This is a genomic window from Rhodospirillaceae bacterium (genome assembly GCA_016712715.1).
In the GTDB taxonomy this organism is placed as follows: Bacteria; Pseudomonadota; Alphaproteobacteria; order Dongiales; family Dongiaceae; genus Dongia.
In genome coordinates, this window is sequence record JADJQM010000001.1 from 1,713,144 (window position 1) to 1,728,341 (window position 15,198).

Annotated in this window: 13 protein-coding genes, 1 tRNA gene and 2 pseudogenes; 7 read left to right on the top strand and 9 right to left on the bottom strand. The window is 57.8% G+C overall.

The window, feature by feature from the left end; all coding sequences use genetic code 11:
• Positions 1-126: 126 nt before the first annotated feature.
• Positions 127-819, top strand: coding sequence for a lipid-binding SYLF domain-containing protein (locus IPK59_08340; GenBank protein MBK8158755.1), 693 nt, complete (start codon positions 127-129; stop codon positions 817-819).
• An 82-nt stretch (positions 820-901) separates the two neighbouring features.
• On the opposite strand, the pseudogene polA reads toward IPK59_08340, so the two are convergent.
• A pseudogene (polA, locus tag IPK59_08345) lies at positions 902-3,720 on the bottom strand (DNA polymerase I).
• Entirely contained in the window at positions 3,720-3,896 is a 177-nt protein-coding gene (locus IPK59_08350) for a zinc-finger domain-containing protein (GenBank protein ID MBK8158756.1), read from the bottom strand. The pseudogene polA and the gene IPK59_08350 overlap by 1 nt, the downstream one beginning before the upstream one ends.
• Positions 3,897-3,998: 102 nt before the next feature.
• On the opposite strand from IPK59_08350, the gene IPK59_08355 reads away from it, so the two are divergent.
• Together IPK59_08355 and IPK59_08360 are read left to right on the top strand one after the other, a co-directional pair.
• The gene (locus IPK59_08355) at positions 3,999-4,970 is read left to right on the top strand and encodes an ABC transporter ATP-binding protein (GenBank protein ID MBK8158757.1); all 972 of its coding nucleotides are present in this window, start codon (positions 3,999-4,001) and stop codon (positions 4,968-4,970) included.
• Positions 4,971-4,974: 4 nt separating this feature from the next.
• Complete coding sequence (locus IPK59_08360; GenBank protein ID MBK8158758.1) at positions 4,975-5,961, top strand: alpha/beta fold hydrolase; 987 nt, start codon at positions 4,975-4,977, stop codon at positions 5,959-5,961.
• A gap of 7 nt (positions 5,962-5,968) precedes the next feature.
• Here the strand turns inward: IPK59_08360 and IPK59_08365 are convergent, their stop codons facing one another.
• The gene (locus IPK59_08365) at positions 5,969-6,247 is read right to left on the bottom strand and encodes a DUF3572 family protein (GenBank protein MBK8158759.1); all 279 of its coding nucleotides are present in this window, start codon (positions 6,245-6,247) and stop codon (positions 5,969-5,971) included.
• A gap of 143 nt (positions 6,248-6,390) precedes the next feature.
• On the opposite strand from IPK59_08365, the gene IPK59_08370 reads away from it, so the two are divergent.
• Together IPK59_08370 and IPK59_08375 are read left to right on the top strand one after the other, a co-directional pair.
• Positions 6,391-6,467: transfer RNA gene (locus IPK59_08370), tRNA-Arg, on the top strand.
• A 202-nt stretch (positions 6,468-6,669) separates the two neighbouring features.
• On the top strand, positions 6,670-7,272 hold the full coding sequence (locus tag IPK59_08375) for a SocA family protein (GenBank protein ID MBK8158760.1): 603 nt from the start codon (positions 6,670-6,672) through the stop codon (positions 7,270-7,272).
• A gap of 264 nt (positions 7,273-7,536) precedes the next feature.
• On the opposite strand, the pseudogene IPK59_08380 reads toward IPK59_08375, so the two are convergent.
• The 5 genes and pseudogenes from IPK59_08380 to IPK59_08400 all read right to left on the bottom strand — a co-directional run bounded on the left by IPK59_08380 (position 7,537) and on the right by IPK59_08400 (position 11,444).
• Positions 7,537-8,725: pseudogene (locus tag IPK59_08380) on the bottom strand (IS3 family transposase).
• Between the two features lie 938 nt (positions 8,726-9,663).
• Positions 9,664-10,182: a hypothetical protein gene (locus IPK59_08385; protein MBK8158761.1), complete on the bottom strand. Its 519-nt coding sequence runs from the start codon at positions 10,180-10,182 to the stop codon at positions 9,664-9,666.
• A 252-nt stretch (positions 10,183-10,434) separates the two neighbouring features.
• Complete coding sequence (locus tag IPK59_08390) at positions 10,435-10,683, bottom strand: hypothetical protein (protein MBK8158762.1); 249 nt, start codon at positions 10,681-10,683, stop codon at positions 10,435-10,437.
• Positions 10,680-10,997, bottom strand: a complete 318-nt coding sequence (locus tag IPK59_08395; protein ID MBK8158763.1) for a hypothetical protein — start codon at positions 10,995-10,997, stop codon at positions 10,680-10,682. The genes IPK59_08390 and IPK59_08395 overlap by 4 nt, the downstream gene beginning before the upstream one ends.
• 210 nt (positions 10,998-11,207) lie before the next feature.
• Positions 11,208-11,444: a hypothetical protein gene (locus IPK59_08400; protein ID MBK8158764.1), complete on the bottom strand. Its 237-nt coding sequence runs from the start codon at positions 11,442-11,444 to the stop codon at positions 11,208-11,210.
• 1,031 nt (positions 11,445-12,475) lie between these two features.
• Here IPK59_08400 and IPK59_08405 point away from each other — a divergent pair.
• Both IPK59_08405 and IPK59_08410 read left to right on the top strand, forming a co-directional pair.
• Positions 12,476-13,270, top strand: coding sequence for a hypothetical protein (locus IPK59_08405; GenBank protein ID MBK8158765.1), 795 nt, complete (start codon positions 12,476-12,478; stop codon positions 13,268-13,270).
• Positions 13,270-13,494 (top strand): hypothetical protein, encoded by a 225-nt coding sequence (locus tag IPK59_08410; protein ID MBK8158766.1) that lies wholly within the window; start codon positions 13,270-13,272, stop codon positions 13,492-13,494. Before IPK59_08405 ends, IPK59_08410 begins: the two co-directional genes overlap by 1 nt.
• 244 nt (positions 13,495-13,738) lie before the next feature.
• On the opposite strand, the gene IPK59_08415 is transcribed toward IPK59_08410, so the two are convergent.
• Positions 13,739-14,928, bottom strand: a protein-coding gene (locus tag IPK59_08415; protein ID MBK8158767.1) for an IS3 family transposase whose coding sequence is annotated in 2 segments (ribosomal slippage) — positions 13,739-14,676 and positions 14,676-14,928 — 1,191 coding nt in all. Because the reading frame shifts where the segments join, the coding sequence is not laid out codon by codon here.
• Positions 14,929-15,198 lie beyond the last annotated feature (270 nt).

Here is a 15,198-nt window from a genome sequence, read left to right on the forward strand (position 1 = left end):
GGGTTTATCTGTGTTGCTGATCCGCTCCCGAGTCGCAAAGCCCCGTTAACACTTGTGGCGCGCATCGCGGAACCAAGATGAGTCGGCAGCGTTTCTACGCAGCCTGCATCGATGAGGAGATACTGAATGAACATTCTGCGCAAATTGACGGCCCCGTTTCTGGGCATGACCCTCGCTTTGGGGCTCAGCCTCGGGCATATGGCGCCCGCCCAGGCGTTGACGCCCCAGCAGGAGCTGATCGACAAGGCGCGCATCAGCTTTGAAAAGCTGATCGGCTCTTATGAGTTCGGCGAGTTGCCGGGCTATCTCAAGCGGGCCAAGGCCGTGATGATCTTCCCTGACCTGTTCAAGGCCGGGTTCGTGATCGGTGGCGAAGGTGGCAATGGCGTCCTCATGGTGCGCGATCCCAACCAGGGCTGGAGCCAGCCGGCCTTCTATACGCTGGCCGCAGGCTCAGTCGGCCTGCAGGTCGGCGGCCAGACCTCGGAGACCATCTTCACGATCATGAGCGACAAGGCGCTGCAGGCCGTGCTCAACGACCAGATGAAGTTCGGTGGCGACATGTCGGTGGCGGCGGGCCCGATCGGCAAGGGTGTCGGTGCCAACACGACCACCAATCTTCAGGCCGACGTGTATACCTTCGCCAAGACCGCGGGCCTGTTCGGCGGTGTCAGCTTCAACGGCGCGGGCATCCTCAGGAAGAACGATTGGAACGCCGCCTATTACGGCCCGGGCGTCCTGCCGCAGCAGATCGTGATCGACCGCAAGGTTTCCAATCCGAACACGAAGGACCTGGTGAACGCGCTGTCGCCTTACTGATTGTTCCTGGCTCGCAAATTGCGAACGGCCGGAGAGAAATCTCCGGCCGTTTTCGTTTAGGCGCAGACTCCGAGATGGACGATCAATGCGCCTCGGCCCAGTTAAGGCCCGTTCCCGCATCAGCGATGAGCGGCACGGAAATCGTCCTTGCCGGCAGATGGGCGTTTTCCATGATCTCGCGCGCGACGCGGGAGGATTCCGCTGCCTCGGCCACCGGTACTTCGAACAGCAATTCGTCATGCACCTGCAGCAGCATGCGGCCCTTCAAGCCAGCCGCGGCGAAGGCGGCCGGCATGCGGATCATGGCGCGCTTGATGATGTCGGCGGCCGTCCCCTGCAAGGGCGCGTTGATGGCGGCGCGCTCCATGAAGCTCTTCCGCGCGGGATTCTTGTCGTTGATGCCCGGCACATGGCACCGCCTGCCGAACAGGGTTTCGACATAGCCCTTCTCATGGGCGAACTTCTTCATCCGGTCCATATAGTCGCGGATGCCAGGATAGCGCTTGAAATAGGCCTCGATATAGGCCTTGGCCTCGCCTTGCGGAATGCCGAGCTGTTGCGCGAGGCCAAAGGCCGAGATGCCGTAGATGATGCCGAAATTGATGGCCTTTGCCTGCCGGCGGACCATCGGGTCCATGCCTTCGATGGGGACGCCGAACACCTGCGAGGCCGTCATGGCGTGAATGTCGGCGCCTTCGCGGAAAGCCTGCTTCAAGGGTTCGATGTCGGCCATTTCGGCGGCGAGACGCAATTCGATCTGGCTGTAATCGACCGAGAGCAGGATGTGCCCGGCTTCCGCCACGAAGGCGCGGCGGATCTTGCGGCCCTCCTCGGTGCGGATGGGGATGTTCTGCAGATTGGGATCGGTCGAGGCGAGGCGTCCCGTCGTGGTGGCCGCCAGTGCAAACGAGGTATGGACGCGGCCGGTTTCCGGATTAATGGCCAGTGGCAGCGCATCGGCATAGGTGCTTTTGAGCTTGGCCAGTTGGCGCCAATCGAGCACCTTCTGCGGCAGCGGGTGGCCGGAGGTGACGGTCAGTTCTTCAAGCACGTCGGCACCGGTCGAATAGGCGCCGGTCTTGCCCTTCTTGCCGCCCGGCAGCTTCAACTGGTCGAACAGGATCTCGCCCAATTGCTTGGGCGAGCCGACATTGAATTCGGTGCCGGCGATGCTGTGGATCTCGCGCTCGATCTCGCCCATGCGCTGGGCGAAATCCTGGCTGAGGCGGCTGAGTTCCTGAGCGTCGATCTTGACGCCGGCGCGTTCCATCTCAGCGACAATCGGAATCAAGGGGCGCTCGATCGTCTCGTAGACCGTGTTGAGGCGCTCCGCCACCAGGCGGGGCTTCAGCAATTGGTGGAGCCGCCAGGTGACGTCGGCATCTTCCGCCGCATAGGCCAGGGCCTTGTCGAGCGGCACATGGTCGAAGGTCACCTGCGCCTTTCCGCTGCCCGCCACGTCGTTGAACTTGATCGTCTCGTGGCCGAGATGGAGTGTCGACAGCTCGTCCATGCCATGACCATGAGCGCCACCTTCCAGCACATAGGAGATGAGCATGGAATCGTCGATCGGTGCCACGGTGACGCCGTAGCGCGCCATCACCGCCATGTCGTATTTGATGTTGTGCCCGATCTTGAGCACGGACGGGTCCTCCAGCAGCGGCTTCAGCAATTCAACCGCACGGGCGAGCGGGATCTGGCGCGGCGCCTCAGCGCCACCACCCAGGAGATCGCCCGTCGTCCCCACATGCCCGACCGGCACATAGCAGGCAATCCCTGCCTCGGTCGCCAGCGAAACGCCCACCAGCTTTGCCTCGTTCACATTGAGCGAGGTTGTCTCGATGTCGAAGGCGAGCTGGCCCGCCTTGGTCGCGCGCGCGACCCAGCGGCCAAGGCCGCTTCATCCTGCACCAGCTCGTAGGGTCCGCCGATCTTGGTGGTCGGTACGGTTGCCTGGGGCGCCGACGTGGTCGCAACCACGGGCGTGTCAAACGCCCCGGCCGCTTTCGCCGTCTTGATCGCTGCTTCGCCGAGGCGCGACTGCACCTTGGAAGCCAGCGAGCGGAACTCGTTCTTGATCACGAATTCCAAGGCGGCACCGTCAAACGCTCGCTTGTCGAAATCGGTGAGCGGCACCTCGATGGGCACGTCGCGCTTCAAGGTGACGAGGTCGCGGCTGATGCGCGCGAGATCGGCATTCGCCAGCAGGTTCTCGCGCCGCTTGGGCTGCTTGATCTCGCCGGCCTTGGCCAGCAGCGTATCGAGATCGCCATAGGTGTTGATGAGCTCGGCCGCGGTCTTCAGGCCGATGCCGGGCACGCCGGGAACGTTGTCGGAGGAATCCCCGGCCAGCGCCTGGATGTCGATCACCTTCTCCGGCGCCACGCCGAATTTCTCGAGCACTTCCGAGCGGCCGATCTTGCGGTTCTTCATCGGATCGAAGAGCGAAATGCGGTCGTCGACCAGCTGCATCAGATCCTTGTCCGAGGAGACGATGGTAACCTCATGGCCAAGTGCCGCGGCCTGCGTCGCATAGGTCGCCAGCAGATCGTCGGCCTCATAGCCCTTCATCTCGCCGGCCGGTACGTTGAAGGCGCGCGTGGCTTCTCGGATCAGCACGAATTGGGGAATGAGCTCCGGCGGTGCTTCCGGCCGGTGCGCCTTGTAGTCGGCATAGATGTCGTTGCGGAAGGTGTGGCGCCCGGCATCGAAGATGACGGCGATATATTCGGCGTCGGAATCCTCAATGAGCTTCAGCAGCATGTTGGTGAAGCCGAGCACGGCATTGACCGGCGTCCCGTCGCTGCGCGTGAGCGGCGGCAGGGCATGAAAGGCCCGGAAGATGTATCCGGAGCCGTCTATCAGATAGACGTGATCAGGTTTTCGCGCTGGAGCCGACATCAATGGGCGCCGGCGGATGCGCCTTCCTTCAGGACAAAATGCTTGCCGCAATAGGGGCAATCGACATGGCCGTCCTTGCCCAGATTGAGATAGACGCGGGGATGTCCGGACGGGCCGCCACCGCCCTCGCAGGCAATACGGGTCTTGGTGACGATTTCGGTTTCGATCGGTTCCATCTGGCTGCTCGGCTCGACATTGACGCTTGATATGCCGCAATGATAGGCAGGCTTCCAGGGCGAAGCAACCGCCGACACACCATTTTGGTCGCAAATCCAGCCATGGTCGCCAACAATAACGTTTCTTTGCCGGAGCTTGCCGTCTCGATCCAGGGATTGGTCAAGATTTATGCGGGCAACAAGAGCCAGCGCAGCCCCAAGCTGGCGCTGGATCATGTCGATCTCGCCATCCCGCGCGGCGGCATTTTCGGCCTGCTGGGCCCCAACGGTGCCGGGAAATCGACACTCATCAACATCCTGGCGCAGCTGGTCCGCAAGACCGAAGGCCGCGTAAAGATCTGGGACATCGATCTCGATGCCGATCCGCGCCACGCCGCAGCCGCGATCGGCGTGGTGCCGCAGGAGCTCAATATCGACCCGTTCTTCACCCCACGCGATCTCCTCGATCTGCAGGCCGGCATGTATGGCGTGCCGAAGGCCGAGCGCCGGACGATGGAATTGCTGGAAGCCCTCTCCCTCGGCGACAAGGCCGGCTCCTATGCCCGCACCCTCTCCGGGGGTATGCGGAGGCGCCTGATGGTGGCAAAAGCCCTGGTCCATAATCCGCCGGTGTTGGTGCTGGATGAGCCCACCGCCGGCGTCGATGTGGAGCTTCGCCAGCAGCTTTGGGCCTATGTCCGCGAGCTCAACAAATCCGGCGTCACCATTCTGCTCACGACACATTACCTTGAGGAAGCCGAGGAGCTTTGCGACCAGATCGCCATCATCAACCATGGCAAGGTGATCGCCTGCGAGCCGACCTCGACCCTGGTCAGCCGTCTCGACCGCAAGGAAGTGGTCATCATCGTCGGCGCCGATCTTGCGGCACCACCCGAGGCGCTGGCCAATTTCGATCCGCAATTGCTGGGGCCACGGCGCCTCAAGCTCCATTACCGGCCGAGCCAGACACAGGTCGGCGCCGTGCTGGATGCGATCCGCGCCACGAATCTGGAGATCGTCGATCTCTCGACCGTGGAATCCGATCTCGAAGACATCTTCCTCGAGCTGACGCGCCGTCAGCCGCAATCGGCCTGATGCGATGACGCGCCTGGGCTGCGGTGTCGCGCTGCTCGTGGTTTTGCTGCTGGTATCCGCCTGCACGCCGCAATGGCAGGTGATCGGCCCGCCGGTCGACACGCCGGCCTTCACCGACAAGGCGTTCCATACCGCCGATGGTGTCGATCTGCCGATGCGGACCTGGCTGCCCTGGGACCGGCCGACCGAGGCATCGATCGTGGCCCTCCATGGCTTCAACGATTACAACCGCGCCTTCGATGCGCCCGGCAAGGGTCTCGCACGGCGCGGCTTTGCCGTTTATGCGTTTGACCAGCGCGGCTTCGGCGACACGCCGCAGCGCGGCCTCTGGGCCGGATCCGATCAGATGATCAAGGATCTCGCGACCGCAGCCCATCTTGCCAAGGCGGCGCATCCCGACAAGCCGGTCTATCTGCTCGGCGAAAGCATGGGGGCCGCCGTCATCCTTGCTGCCGTCGCCGCGCGCACGGAGATGCCAGTCGACGGCATCATCTTGGCCGCCCCCGCGATCTGGGGCTGGCAGACGCAAAGCTCGCTTAACCGGACCATTTTCGATTTCGCCATGGCGACCATCCCGCGCGCGGCGGTGCGTCCCAACGGCGTCTATCGTGAGCCGTCGAACAATTACCAGATGCTGCGACAGATGGGCCGCGACCCCAAGGTGATCAAGGCGACACGCGTCGATACGGCCTTTGGCCTGGTCGAACTCATGACGCTGGCCTTCGACGCCGGCGCGAAGCTTGGTCCGGCACCGCGCTGGCTGATCATGTTCGGCGACCGCGAAGATATTCTGACGACGGAATCCGTCGGCCGGTTCCTGGCGACACTGCCGACGCTGCCGCCCACCGAGGGGCGCCTCGCCCTATACCCTCAGGGCTATCACATGATGCTGCGCGATCTCGGGGCCCACATCATCTATGACGACATCGCCGCCTGGATCCGCGATCCCGCTTCACCGTTGCCGAGTGGTGCCGACAGCAGGCCCGACTGAACGCGGCTCAGTCCGGCAGGCGGCGGCGCTGTGCCGCGATGATGGCCGGATCGACACCGGTCTCGGCGGCAAACTCGAGGAGTAGCGGCTCGAACCCCAGCAGGTAATCCAGCACTGCGCCCAGCCCGTGCGGATCATGGGCAAGCCCGCGCACGGCATTCCCGTCCAGCCCGGTGAGGCCGAGAAACCGCGACAGCCGATCATCATCCGCGATGAGGAAGGCAAGCGCCTGCAGCGCCAGGGCCTCGGGATCGGGTGGCGGTGCTTTGGGTGTTTTCAGCAGCATGGCGGTGGACATCCAGGGGGACATGACGACGGTCGGCCGCATTCTAGCGCGGCGCCGCCGCCAATCAGCCAGATTTTAGGACCGCCCTGACCCTTGCGAAGCGCAGGCGTCCCGGTTATGTTCCGGCCGATTGCGCAAGGCATGCACCCGTAGCTCAGCTGGATAGAGCGTTGCCCTCCGAAGGCAAAGGTCGTACGTTCGAATCGTATCGGGTGCGCCAATCTTTTCAATAACTTAGACCGCAGATGATAGCTTATCCTAAGCGTCAGGGACCCACCAGGGACCCACAAAATTGCCAAGAAAGTCTGACACGGGCGTGCTAGGGTCAACGCGCCGCATTGCTTTGCACTAATAAGACGACCAGTTCAAAGCAATCTTACTTTGTTCGACGAATCTAACCTGAGCAACGTGCTTAAGAGCAAATGGCCGAACTGCAAAATCATAGGGTAACCCACCACCGCGAGAAGCTACTTCACGCGATATTGTTCTTTATTTCGCACACTCGATTCTGCCACACGCTCAAGCTGTTCAAACTTCTGAATTTCCTAGATTTTGAACATTATAGGCAGACTGGAAAATCAGTCACCGATATGCCTTATCGCGCGCTAGCTCAAGGCCCCGTGCCGATGGCCTTGTATGGCGAGGTCGACAATCCAAAACCGGACATGGGACGATTGGTGTCTTTCATGCCGATCCATGATGATCTCACAGGAGAGTTAAAGAGGCGCGATATTAAGGCGAGAGTCGGCGCCACTTTTAATAAGCGACTTTTTAGCAAGCGCGAGCTGGAGATCATGGATCGTCTCGCAGAGTTCTTTAAAGACACTCCCGGTAACGATATGAGTAACTTCTCTCACGGAAGGAAACTGCCCTGGACAAAAATTTTCAGGAAAGGCGCGGGTAACAAAGAACTGATCCCCTATGAGTTAGCTCTCGAATGCGATCCCATCATCGGGAGCATGCCGACAATCGATAAAGACGAGCTCGAATATCGTCGCAATCTCTTTGCTGATCTCCAGAGTTAACGGTTGGCACCATGTTGCAAATCGGTCTGGTCTTGCATTGGAACGGATTCAGATTCAGAGACGGCACCGAGAAAAACAAGTTCCTGGTCGTTGTAGCTGCCCACCCAGAAAAAGACATTTTGCTTCTTGTCGCGACCTCACAACGACACGGTCGCAGCTTCGCACCCGGATGTAATAGTCAGCAGGGCTACTATCTGATACCGGGTGGCGAAAAAGACGTATTTGGCAAAGAGACTTGGCTCCCACTGACCTGCCACTGAAGCGTCATCCAGTCGCTTTTAGAGTCTCGCTGTTTGATACGCCGTGTGGCGCGGTGGTAGCAAGGGGCTCTGGCGCGGAGCTTTCAGTGCGCGCAGCGTCAGGGCCCCTTGCGGCTTTCAGGATGGCGGCGTAGGCCACCGGAGTTCGGTAGTTGAGCGCGGAATGTGGTCGCGCTGTGTTGTAATCTTCAGCCCACCTGGCAATGACCGACCTGGCGTGATCGAGGCCGCGGAACAGGGTCTCGTTCAGCAGCTCGTCGCGCATCCGGCCGTTGAAGCTCTCGACAAAGCCGTTCTGCATCGGCTTTCCTGGTGTGATGTAGTGCCATTCGACAGCGTGATCCTTGGCCCAGGCGAAGATGGCATTCGAGGTCAGCTCGGTGCCATTGTCCGATACGATCATGCCGGGCTTGCCACGTCGGGTGATGAGCGCTGTCAGTTCCCGCGCCACGCGCTGTCCCGAGATCGACGTGTCGGGGATGGCAGCCAGGCACTCCCGGGTCACATCATCAACCACGTTGAGGATGCGGAAGCGGCGGCCGTTCGCCATCTGGTCATGAACGAAATCCAGCGACCAGCGGGCGTTGACTCTGGCCTCGACCAGGATCGGCGCCCGAATGCCGACAGCGCGCCGCCGGGCACGGCGCTTGCGCACGGTCAGACCCTCCCTCGCGATAGAGGCGGTAGATCCGGTTGATGCCGGATGCCTCGCCCTCCTGGCGCAGCAGGATGAACAGGCGCCGATAGCCGAAGCGGCGGCGCTCATTGGCCAAATCCCGCAACCTGGCCCGAAGGGCTGGTTCTGGCGGTCGCCTGGAGCAATAGCGGATCATCTTGCGATCGGCGGCTATGACGGAACAGGCCCGGCGCTCGCTTATCTGAAACCGACCCTTCAGAAAAGCGACAGCCTCACGCTTGGCGGCGGGCCTTACCATTTTTTGCCAGAAGCTCCCGCAGCGCCGACGCGTCCAGCATGCTATCGGCCAGCAGTCGCTTCAGCTTGCCGTTCTCGTCCTCCAGGGCCCGCAGCCGCTTGGCCTCAGAAACATCCAGCCCGCCAAACTTGGCCTTCCAGTTGTAGAGCGTCGCCTCCGATACCCCGTGCTTGCGGGCCAGATCCGCCGTCTTCGCCCCGCCTCATGTTCCCGCAGCACCGCGATAATCTGCTCTTCCGTAAACCGCCTCTTCTTCATCGTCTGTCTCCATTGCTGGGCCAGACTCTAATCCGTTTTGGAGGAATTCTTCAGTGGCAGGTCAAACAATATTAGCAAGTCGAAGTATCCACCGGAATTGCCTACATGCGGGACGGATGCTGAGGGGCAGAGCAATGGTCATTCTGCTGCAACCATTCGTCCGAAGAGACGTCTCATAGCCTGGACCGAAATGAAACGGAACGGAAAAGAAATCGGTCCTGCCTTTCATTGTTGTGACAACCATCGGACGCAAACACTATGAGAAAATTTTCGAAGGTTTCCATCCCAATTTTTACTGGTGTCGCTGTAAGTGTGCTCGTCTGTGTCGCGTTCGCCCCTTCGGTTCATGCCCAAGATAGTTCAGTAGATGCCAATGACCGAGGTCAACCGTCGGCGCAGGATCACGGTCGTGGTTCCTCTGGTGATAAATCAGACGAGACTAGAGATCCGCGAAAGTGGGACCCCAATGCTTGCAGCCTTGCTAATCTGCATGCTTGTGGCGGCGGCGGCGGATTTCCTCCACCTAGCCCATGGCCTACGCCAGCTGATTCAAAGGACTGTACGGATAGCTGGGGTTGTCCGTCACCGCCAAATCCCAACAAGCCGGGATACGGACCGCCCTGGCCCGACCCAGACAAGCCGAAGCCGAAGCCGAAGCCGAAGCCGAAGCCGAAGCCGAAGCCGAAGCCGAACCCGTATAACGATCCTAAGGAGCCAGACCCTCAGGGCGATTGGCCGACAAACAAGCCCCATCCTGTGCCAAAGGGTGACTGGTAGTTGATTTCCAATGAGGCCGCACGGGAAGCGCTTCGGAGAGCAGGGTCAATTATCGGCCACAATGAGGTGCGGTTGTTCCGAGGCTTCGGAAGTGGCTGCCTCCCGACTGGACTCACCGAGCCATGCTTCAAAGGCGACTGAGATGTTCAGCCGCGGCACCGCTAGAGGACCGGTGGGGAGGCGGCCGCTTTCGGGCGGTCGCCCACCATCTGGAAGGGCAAAACCTCACCCTGCCGCAGAATTGCAATGTCCGATTCTAGATTCTTGCCAAGGTCCTTTGGCTGCGCCTTCGATTCATACCCAATTGGAGTGAAGTACATTCCGATAAACGATTCATCGCCGCTCCATGGCTTGCCCGTGTCTAACTTTATGCCAAGAAGGCCGCGAATATCAGACACAACCTCTTTGCAGTGTTTCTCAGAGATGAAATCAACATCTGTCTTTGTATTATACCACACCCATACATTTATGCGGTTTTTCTCCCAGTCATATAGCGGAAGGACCGCATAGTTTTCTCCTAGTCGATTAGCGTGCTTATCAAGAGCAAGTTCTAACCTGAGCATTCCAATTGTGAAATCAGATGCGGTTGAGTTCATCAGATAGGTCACCATTGGGCCTGGCTCTGCCCGAGCAACACCAGCCACTAACATCAAGCATGCGGCAATCAAGATAGGTTTCATCAGCAATTCCCCTGCCCATTCGCAACGATCACAATACATGTGTTGTCCGTGAGCGAATCAACCCGTATCACCCCGCCAACCCCACCACCTTCCAGTGTCAATGCCACATACTGATAGCGATGAAGCTGCACATATAGGAACACGAGAGGAAGCCCAAGAACGACTAATGCACCAAGCTGAAGTTTCGATAGGTTCATTCCCCTGCCCCTCAATCAGATTTTATTTCCGCTTCCTGAACCCACCGATCAACGCTCAGTCACACTCGTAGGAGATGGCTGAAACTGCACTTTCAAATTCGTCTTGAGCGTACTTCAACTTCCTGAACTCTGAAGAACAATCGTCCTGCCCTTCGCTATTGCTCACGCAGTTCGTATACCGCTTCATTGCATACGATATTTCAGAGATTGCATCGTTGTAGTCGTTGATCGCGTAGTTACAATCAGCCCAAGCAACATCACCCGAGCCAATCAAGAACAAGATAGCTACCAGACGTTTCATCATTCCCCCTTCTTTCTGAACCCACGAAACACCCAGGCCCCACCAACTCCAACCAACAGCAGTACGAAAGGCGGGCCGAACATCAATTGAAGATGATCAATGCGTTTGTCTTCGTTCATCGCCGCTACATCTGCCTTGATACTTTTGCAAACATAGGATTCAGGATCGTACACGCAGTCAGCCGATGGATAAGCCGCGTCCCACCCGAAGCCCCAGGCGAGTTTGATTTGTTCCGTATGCAACAATCCATAACCAACCATCCACCCCATAGCTAAGACGATCCAATGACGTACCCAGCCATTCCGCAAAAGCTTCATCAATCACCTTGCGCATCACATCCCTTTGGCGATGGAGACATGCTGATTAAGCACCAAGAACCGGTCCAGCTATCGTAGGCAACCACGCTATGTTGTCCGGCCATCTGGTATCGTTCAGATAGTGCATTCAATCCAAAAGCAATGCTGATCAACAACGCCGCAACGATTATTCCTCGATCAGTCATCCCACACCCCCAAACAGATTTGAAATTACATTCGATCCTTGAAGCGTTCAGCGGTGTCTTTGCTCATCGGTCCCGTGCCAGTCAGTTCCCGCACTTCTTTGTCCGATGCAAATAATGCCGTCTTGAGCGATGCCCAGGCGAACATGGACAACGGAACAGCAATCACCCACCGCCACCAGCTATCCACAGTGAAGAATACGAATAGAGCTATCGCCATAGTGACAATGCCCATGATGAAAGGCACGTGCCGCTTAGAGGCCATGATGTTTCCCCAGAAGATTTGAAATCCAGTAGCAGACAACCACCATCATTCCACCATCGCAGGCAATCCACCAGAGACGTTCCAGCCGATCACCAAGGGTCAGGAAGCAGAAGGTTGAAATGTATGGCGATTGGATCAGAAGCCCGTGGTGAGGGTCCGTAGCGGCTGTGAGTGGGCAAAGGGAATGGTCAGGGGGTTTCGGTAAACTCTACTGAATCCTGCCAATCAACTTGTATATACAACCAAGCCCGACTCATTTCATTCGGCATAGTTCAAAATCCTATTCGCCAGAAACTCAACAAATACAGGCGTCCCACCCTACAGCCTATTGATATAATTCGCTTTTCAAACCTTCTGCACCTCACCCAACACACAACACGTCAATCTGTAATCTACTACTGCATGTTGAAATCATTCAGCTATTCGGAACATTGTGCTACGGCTGTGCTATGAGCCGTGGGTTTGCCGGATTGAATGGATGAATGAACGTATATTTTACAGTGACTTAGCTGTTTGGGTAATTTTCTTGCTGGTTTGGGGGAAACTAGGAATATTTGCGGAAGGTTTGAAAAAATGGCTACCCCTCGGAATCCTCTCGACTGTCAGAAATTTTTGCAGCCCAAATTTCAAAACTACCTGCCCTTACCCGACCAGTGATCCGACCCCCCAACCAACTGCGAAGACGACAGCGAAGAGGATGAACGTTGGGACCATCATTTTCGATAGAGCAGCGAAAGCCCCGTCTTGCTGGACCGCGAACCTACCTTCTGGCCGAAACAGCATAACGAAAAGAGAACCGATAAAGGCAGCACCCAACGGAATATAGAATGTCGTCTGTAGATATCCGAAGACTCCGGTAGCGATGAATAGGACGAAGATCAGTATTCCACCCAACGTCTGCATTTTTCCCCCCCTAGGTTGAACGCTTCCACCCCACCATAATCACCCTTCCCTGTCCATCCCCAGCCTGAATCCTTGTCCGACCTAAATAATGGAAACACTTCAATTCCATTCATTAGAGGATTCAAACAATGGCAGCAGGCGGTTCGAAAAAGTCCAAAGACAAATCAAAAGAAGTACAAGGCCCCAACCGTGATGGATCAGCAGGGCTTGGTCCGAAGAAGGGTCCAGCACAAGGACCGAACCGCGATGGGTCAACAATCGACAAAAACCCAAGCGGTAAAGGTCCAGCACAAGGCCCCAACCGTGATGGTTCAACGTTGGATGTAAATCCTTCTGGCAAATCGCGTCCACAACAAGGACCGATGCAAGATGGTTCAACTTTGGATACCGCCCCAAAACGCAACAAGAAACCCGGTGACGAATTCGGCAAACTCCTTGGTGCCGTTGTCGGTGCACTAGTCCCAGCCCCAGGCATGGGCGCTTTGATGGCTGTGGGCGATGAAATGGGCGACATGGTTCAAAAAAACCAAGAAGACGTTGACGCAGGCCGCAAGAAGTCCACACGCATGGATGATCCAGCAATGGGCCGCGTTGATGACATGGAAGGTGAAGGTATTTCATCTTTCGGCAACGCTGCATCAGATGACCGTGCCAAAAACAAGAATGGTCTAGGTGGTGGCATGACGGGTGGCAAAGGCGATGGTTCAAACACACTCGCCAAGGCAATCCTGAATTCGAAGCCAAACGTTGACGAAGAAGCAGCCGCAACCCAGACAGCCAACAATTCAACCACAGCTAAGACACCAGACAACTTCATTGATGGTGAAATTGATCCAGAAACAGGTTTGGCAAAGAAGAAGGTGAAGTCAGTTGGACTCCCATTCTCCTACAATTTGCCAATCAACAATTTGATGAGCCTGTAATGTGCCCAAAAAAGATTTTTTCTTCTCCAAAAGTGAAGAAGGCAGACAGCGCCGATCAGCTACGCGCCCAACAAGCCGCCGCTGAAACCGCCGCACAAGCTGCCGAACGTGCCCGTCTCGCTTCTATGCGTGGACGTGCATCTCTATCCCTTCAAGAAAATTCTGGTGATCCCGATGCACTAGGAACAGGTGCCACCATCACAGGAAAGCTAACCGGAAAGTAATGCAAGAAATCACCTATCAGCGTATCAACAAGCTATTGGAAAAAGCAAAGTCACTTCGCGCACCACATGAAGCCGAAATCAGAGAGTGCTACCAATACACTTTGCCTGAACGCGAATTCCTGAAGGACAAGGAAACACCTGCCGACAGATTGAAAATATACGATTCAACTGCCGTCATGTCCGTACAGAACCTTCTGAAAATGATCCAGAAAATGTTGATCCCGATTGACCTGCCACTGAAGCGTCATCCAGTCGCTTTTAGAGTCTCGCTGTTTGATACGCCGTGTGGCGCGGTGGTAGCAAGGGGCTCTGGCGCGGAGCTTTCAGTGCGCGCAGCGTCAGGGCCCCTTGCGGCTTTCAGGATGGCGGCGTAGGCCACCGGAGTTCGGTAGTTGAGCGCGGAATGTGGTCGCGCTGTGTTGTAATCTTCAGCCCACCTGGCAATGACCGACCTGGCGTGATCGAGGCCGCGGAACAGGGTCTCGTTCAGCAGCTCGTCGCGCATCCGGCCGTTGAAGCTCTCGACAAAGCCGTTCTGCATCGGCTTTCCTGGTGTGATGTAGTGCCATTCGACAGCGTGATCCTTGGCCCAGGCGAAGATGGCATTCGAGGTCAGCTCGGTGCCATTGTCCGATACGATCATGCCGGGCTTGCCACGTCGGGTGATGAGCGCTGTCAGTTCCCGCGCCACGCGCTGTCCCGAGATCGACGTGTCGGGGATGGCAGCCAGGCACTCCCGGGTCACATCATCAACCACGTTGAGGATGCGGAAGCGGCGGCCGTTCGCCATCTGGTCATGAACGAAATCCAGCGACCAGCGGGCGTTGACTCTGGCCTCGACCAGGATCGGCGCCCGAATGCCGACAGCGCGCCGCCGGGCACGGCGCTTGCGCACGGTCAGACCCTCCTCGCGATAGAGGCGGTAGATCCGGTTGATGCCGGATGCCTCGCCCTCCTGGCGCAGCAGGATGAACAGGCGCCGATAGCCGAAGCGGCGGCGCTCATTGGCCAAATCCCGCAACCTGGCCCGAAGGGCTGGTTCTGGCGGTCGCCTGGAGCAATAGCGGATCATCTTGCGATCGGCGGCTATGACGGAACAGGCCCGGCGCTCGCTTATCTGAAACCGACCCTTCAGAAAAGCGACAGCCTCACGCTTGGCGGCGGGCCTTACCATTTTTTTGCCAGAAGCTCCCGCAGCGCCGACGCGTCCAGCATGCTATCGGCCAGCAGTCGCTTCAGCTTGCCGTTCTCGTCCTCCAGGGCCCGCAGCCGCTTGGCCTCAGAAACATCCAGCCCGCCAAACTTGGCCTTCCAGTTGTAGAGCGTCGCCTCCGATACCCCGTGCTTGCGGGCCAGATCCGCCGTCTTCGCCCCGGCCTCATGTTCCCGCAGCACCGCGATAATCTGCTCTTCCGTAAACCGCCTCTTCTTCATCGTCTGTCTCCATTGCTGGGCCAGACTCTAATCCGTTTTGGAGGAATTCTTCAGTGGCAGGTCACCACTTCACGACCCATATCAGTTCCCACGCGCGGAAATCCAAAAAGCCATTGTGAGCAAGGAGACCACGGTGAAAGGCAACCTCAGAGTTGACATTGCTAACGCAATCAGGAACTGCATGAAAAGTTGTGAAGATGTTGCGCCCATCTACCTAGACCTTTTTTAGAAGGTCCACACTTTAGGCAGGATGCTTGCACCCATGACGGG

Coding starts and splice junctions, on each gene's coding strand:
- IPK59_08360 (MBK8158758.1), top strand. CDS start 4,975: ATGACGCGCCTGGGCTGCGGTGTCGCGCTGCTCGTGGTTTTGCTGCTG.
- IPK59_08405 (MBK8158765.1), top strand. CDS start 12,476: ATGGCAGCAGGCGGTTCGAAAAAGTCCAAAGACAAATCAAAAGAAGTA.
- IPK59_08385 (MBK8158761.1), bottom strand. CDS start 10,182: ATGAAACCTATCTTGATTGCCGCATGCTTGATGTTAGTGGCTGGTGTT.
- IPK59_08355 (MBK8158757.1), top strand. CDS start 3,999: ATGGTCGCCAACAATAACGTTTCTTTGCCGGAGCTTGCCGTCTCGATC.
- IPK59_08375 (MBK8158760.1), top strand. CDS start 6,670: ATGGCCGAACTGCAAAATCATAGGGTAACCCACCACCGCGAGAAGCTA.
- IPK59_08395 (MBK8158763.1), bottom strand. CDS start 10,997: ATGAAGCTTTTGCGGAATGGCTGGGTACGTCATTGGATCGTCTTAGCT.
- IPK59_08365 (MBK8158759.1), bottom strand. CDS start 6,247: ATGCTGCTGAAAACACCCAAAGCACCGCCACCCGATCCCGAGGCCCTG.
- IPK59_08350 (MBK8158756.1), bottom strand. CDS start 3,896: ATGGAACCGATCGAAACCGAAATCGTCACCAAGACCCGTATTGCCTGC.
- IPK59_08390 (MBK8158762.1), bottom strand. CDS start 10,683: ATGATGAAACGTCTGGTAGCTATCTTGTTCTTGATTGGCTCGGGTGAT.
- IPK59_08410 (MBK8158766.1), top strand. CDS start 13,270: ATGTGCCCAAAAAAGATTTTTTCTTCTCCAAAAGTGAAGAAGGCAGAC.
- IPK59_08400 (MBK8158764.1), bottom strand. CDS start 11,444: ATGGCCTCTAAGCGGCACGTGCCTTTCATCATGGGCATTGTCACTATG.
- IPK59_08340 (MBK8158755.1), top strand. CDS start 127: ATGAACATTCTGCGCAAATTGACGGCCCCGTTTCTGGGCATGACCCTC.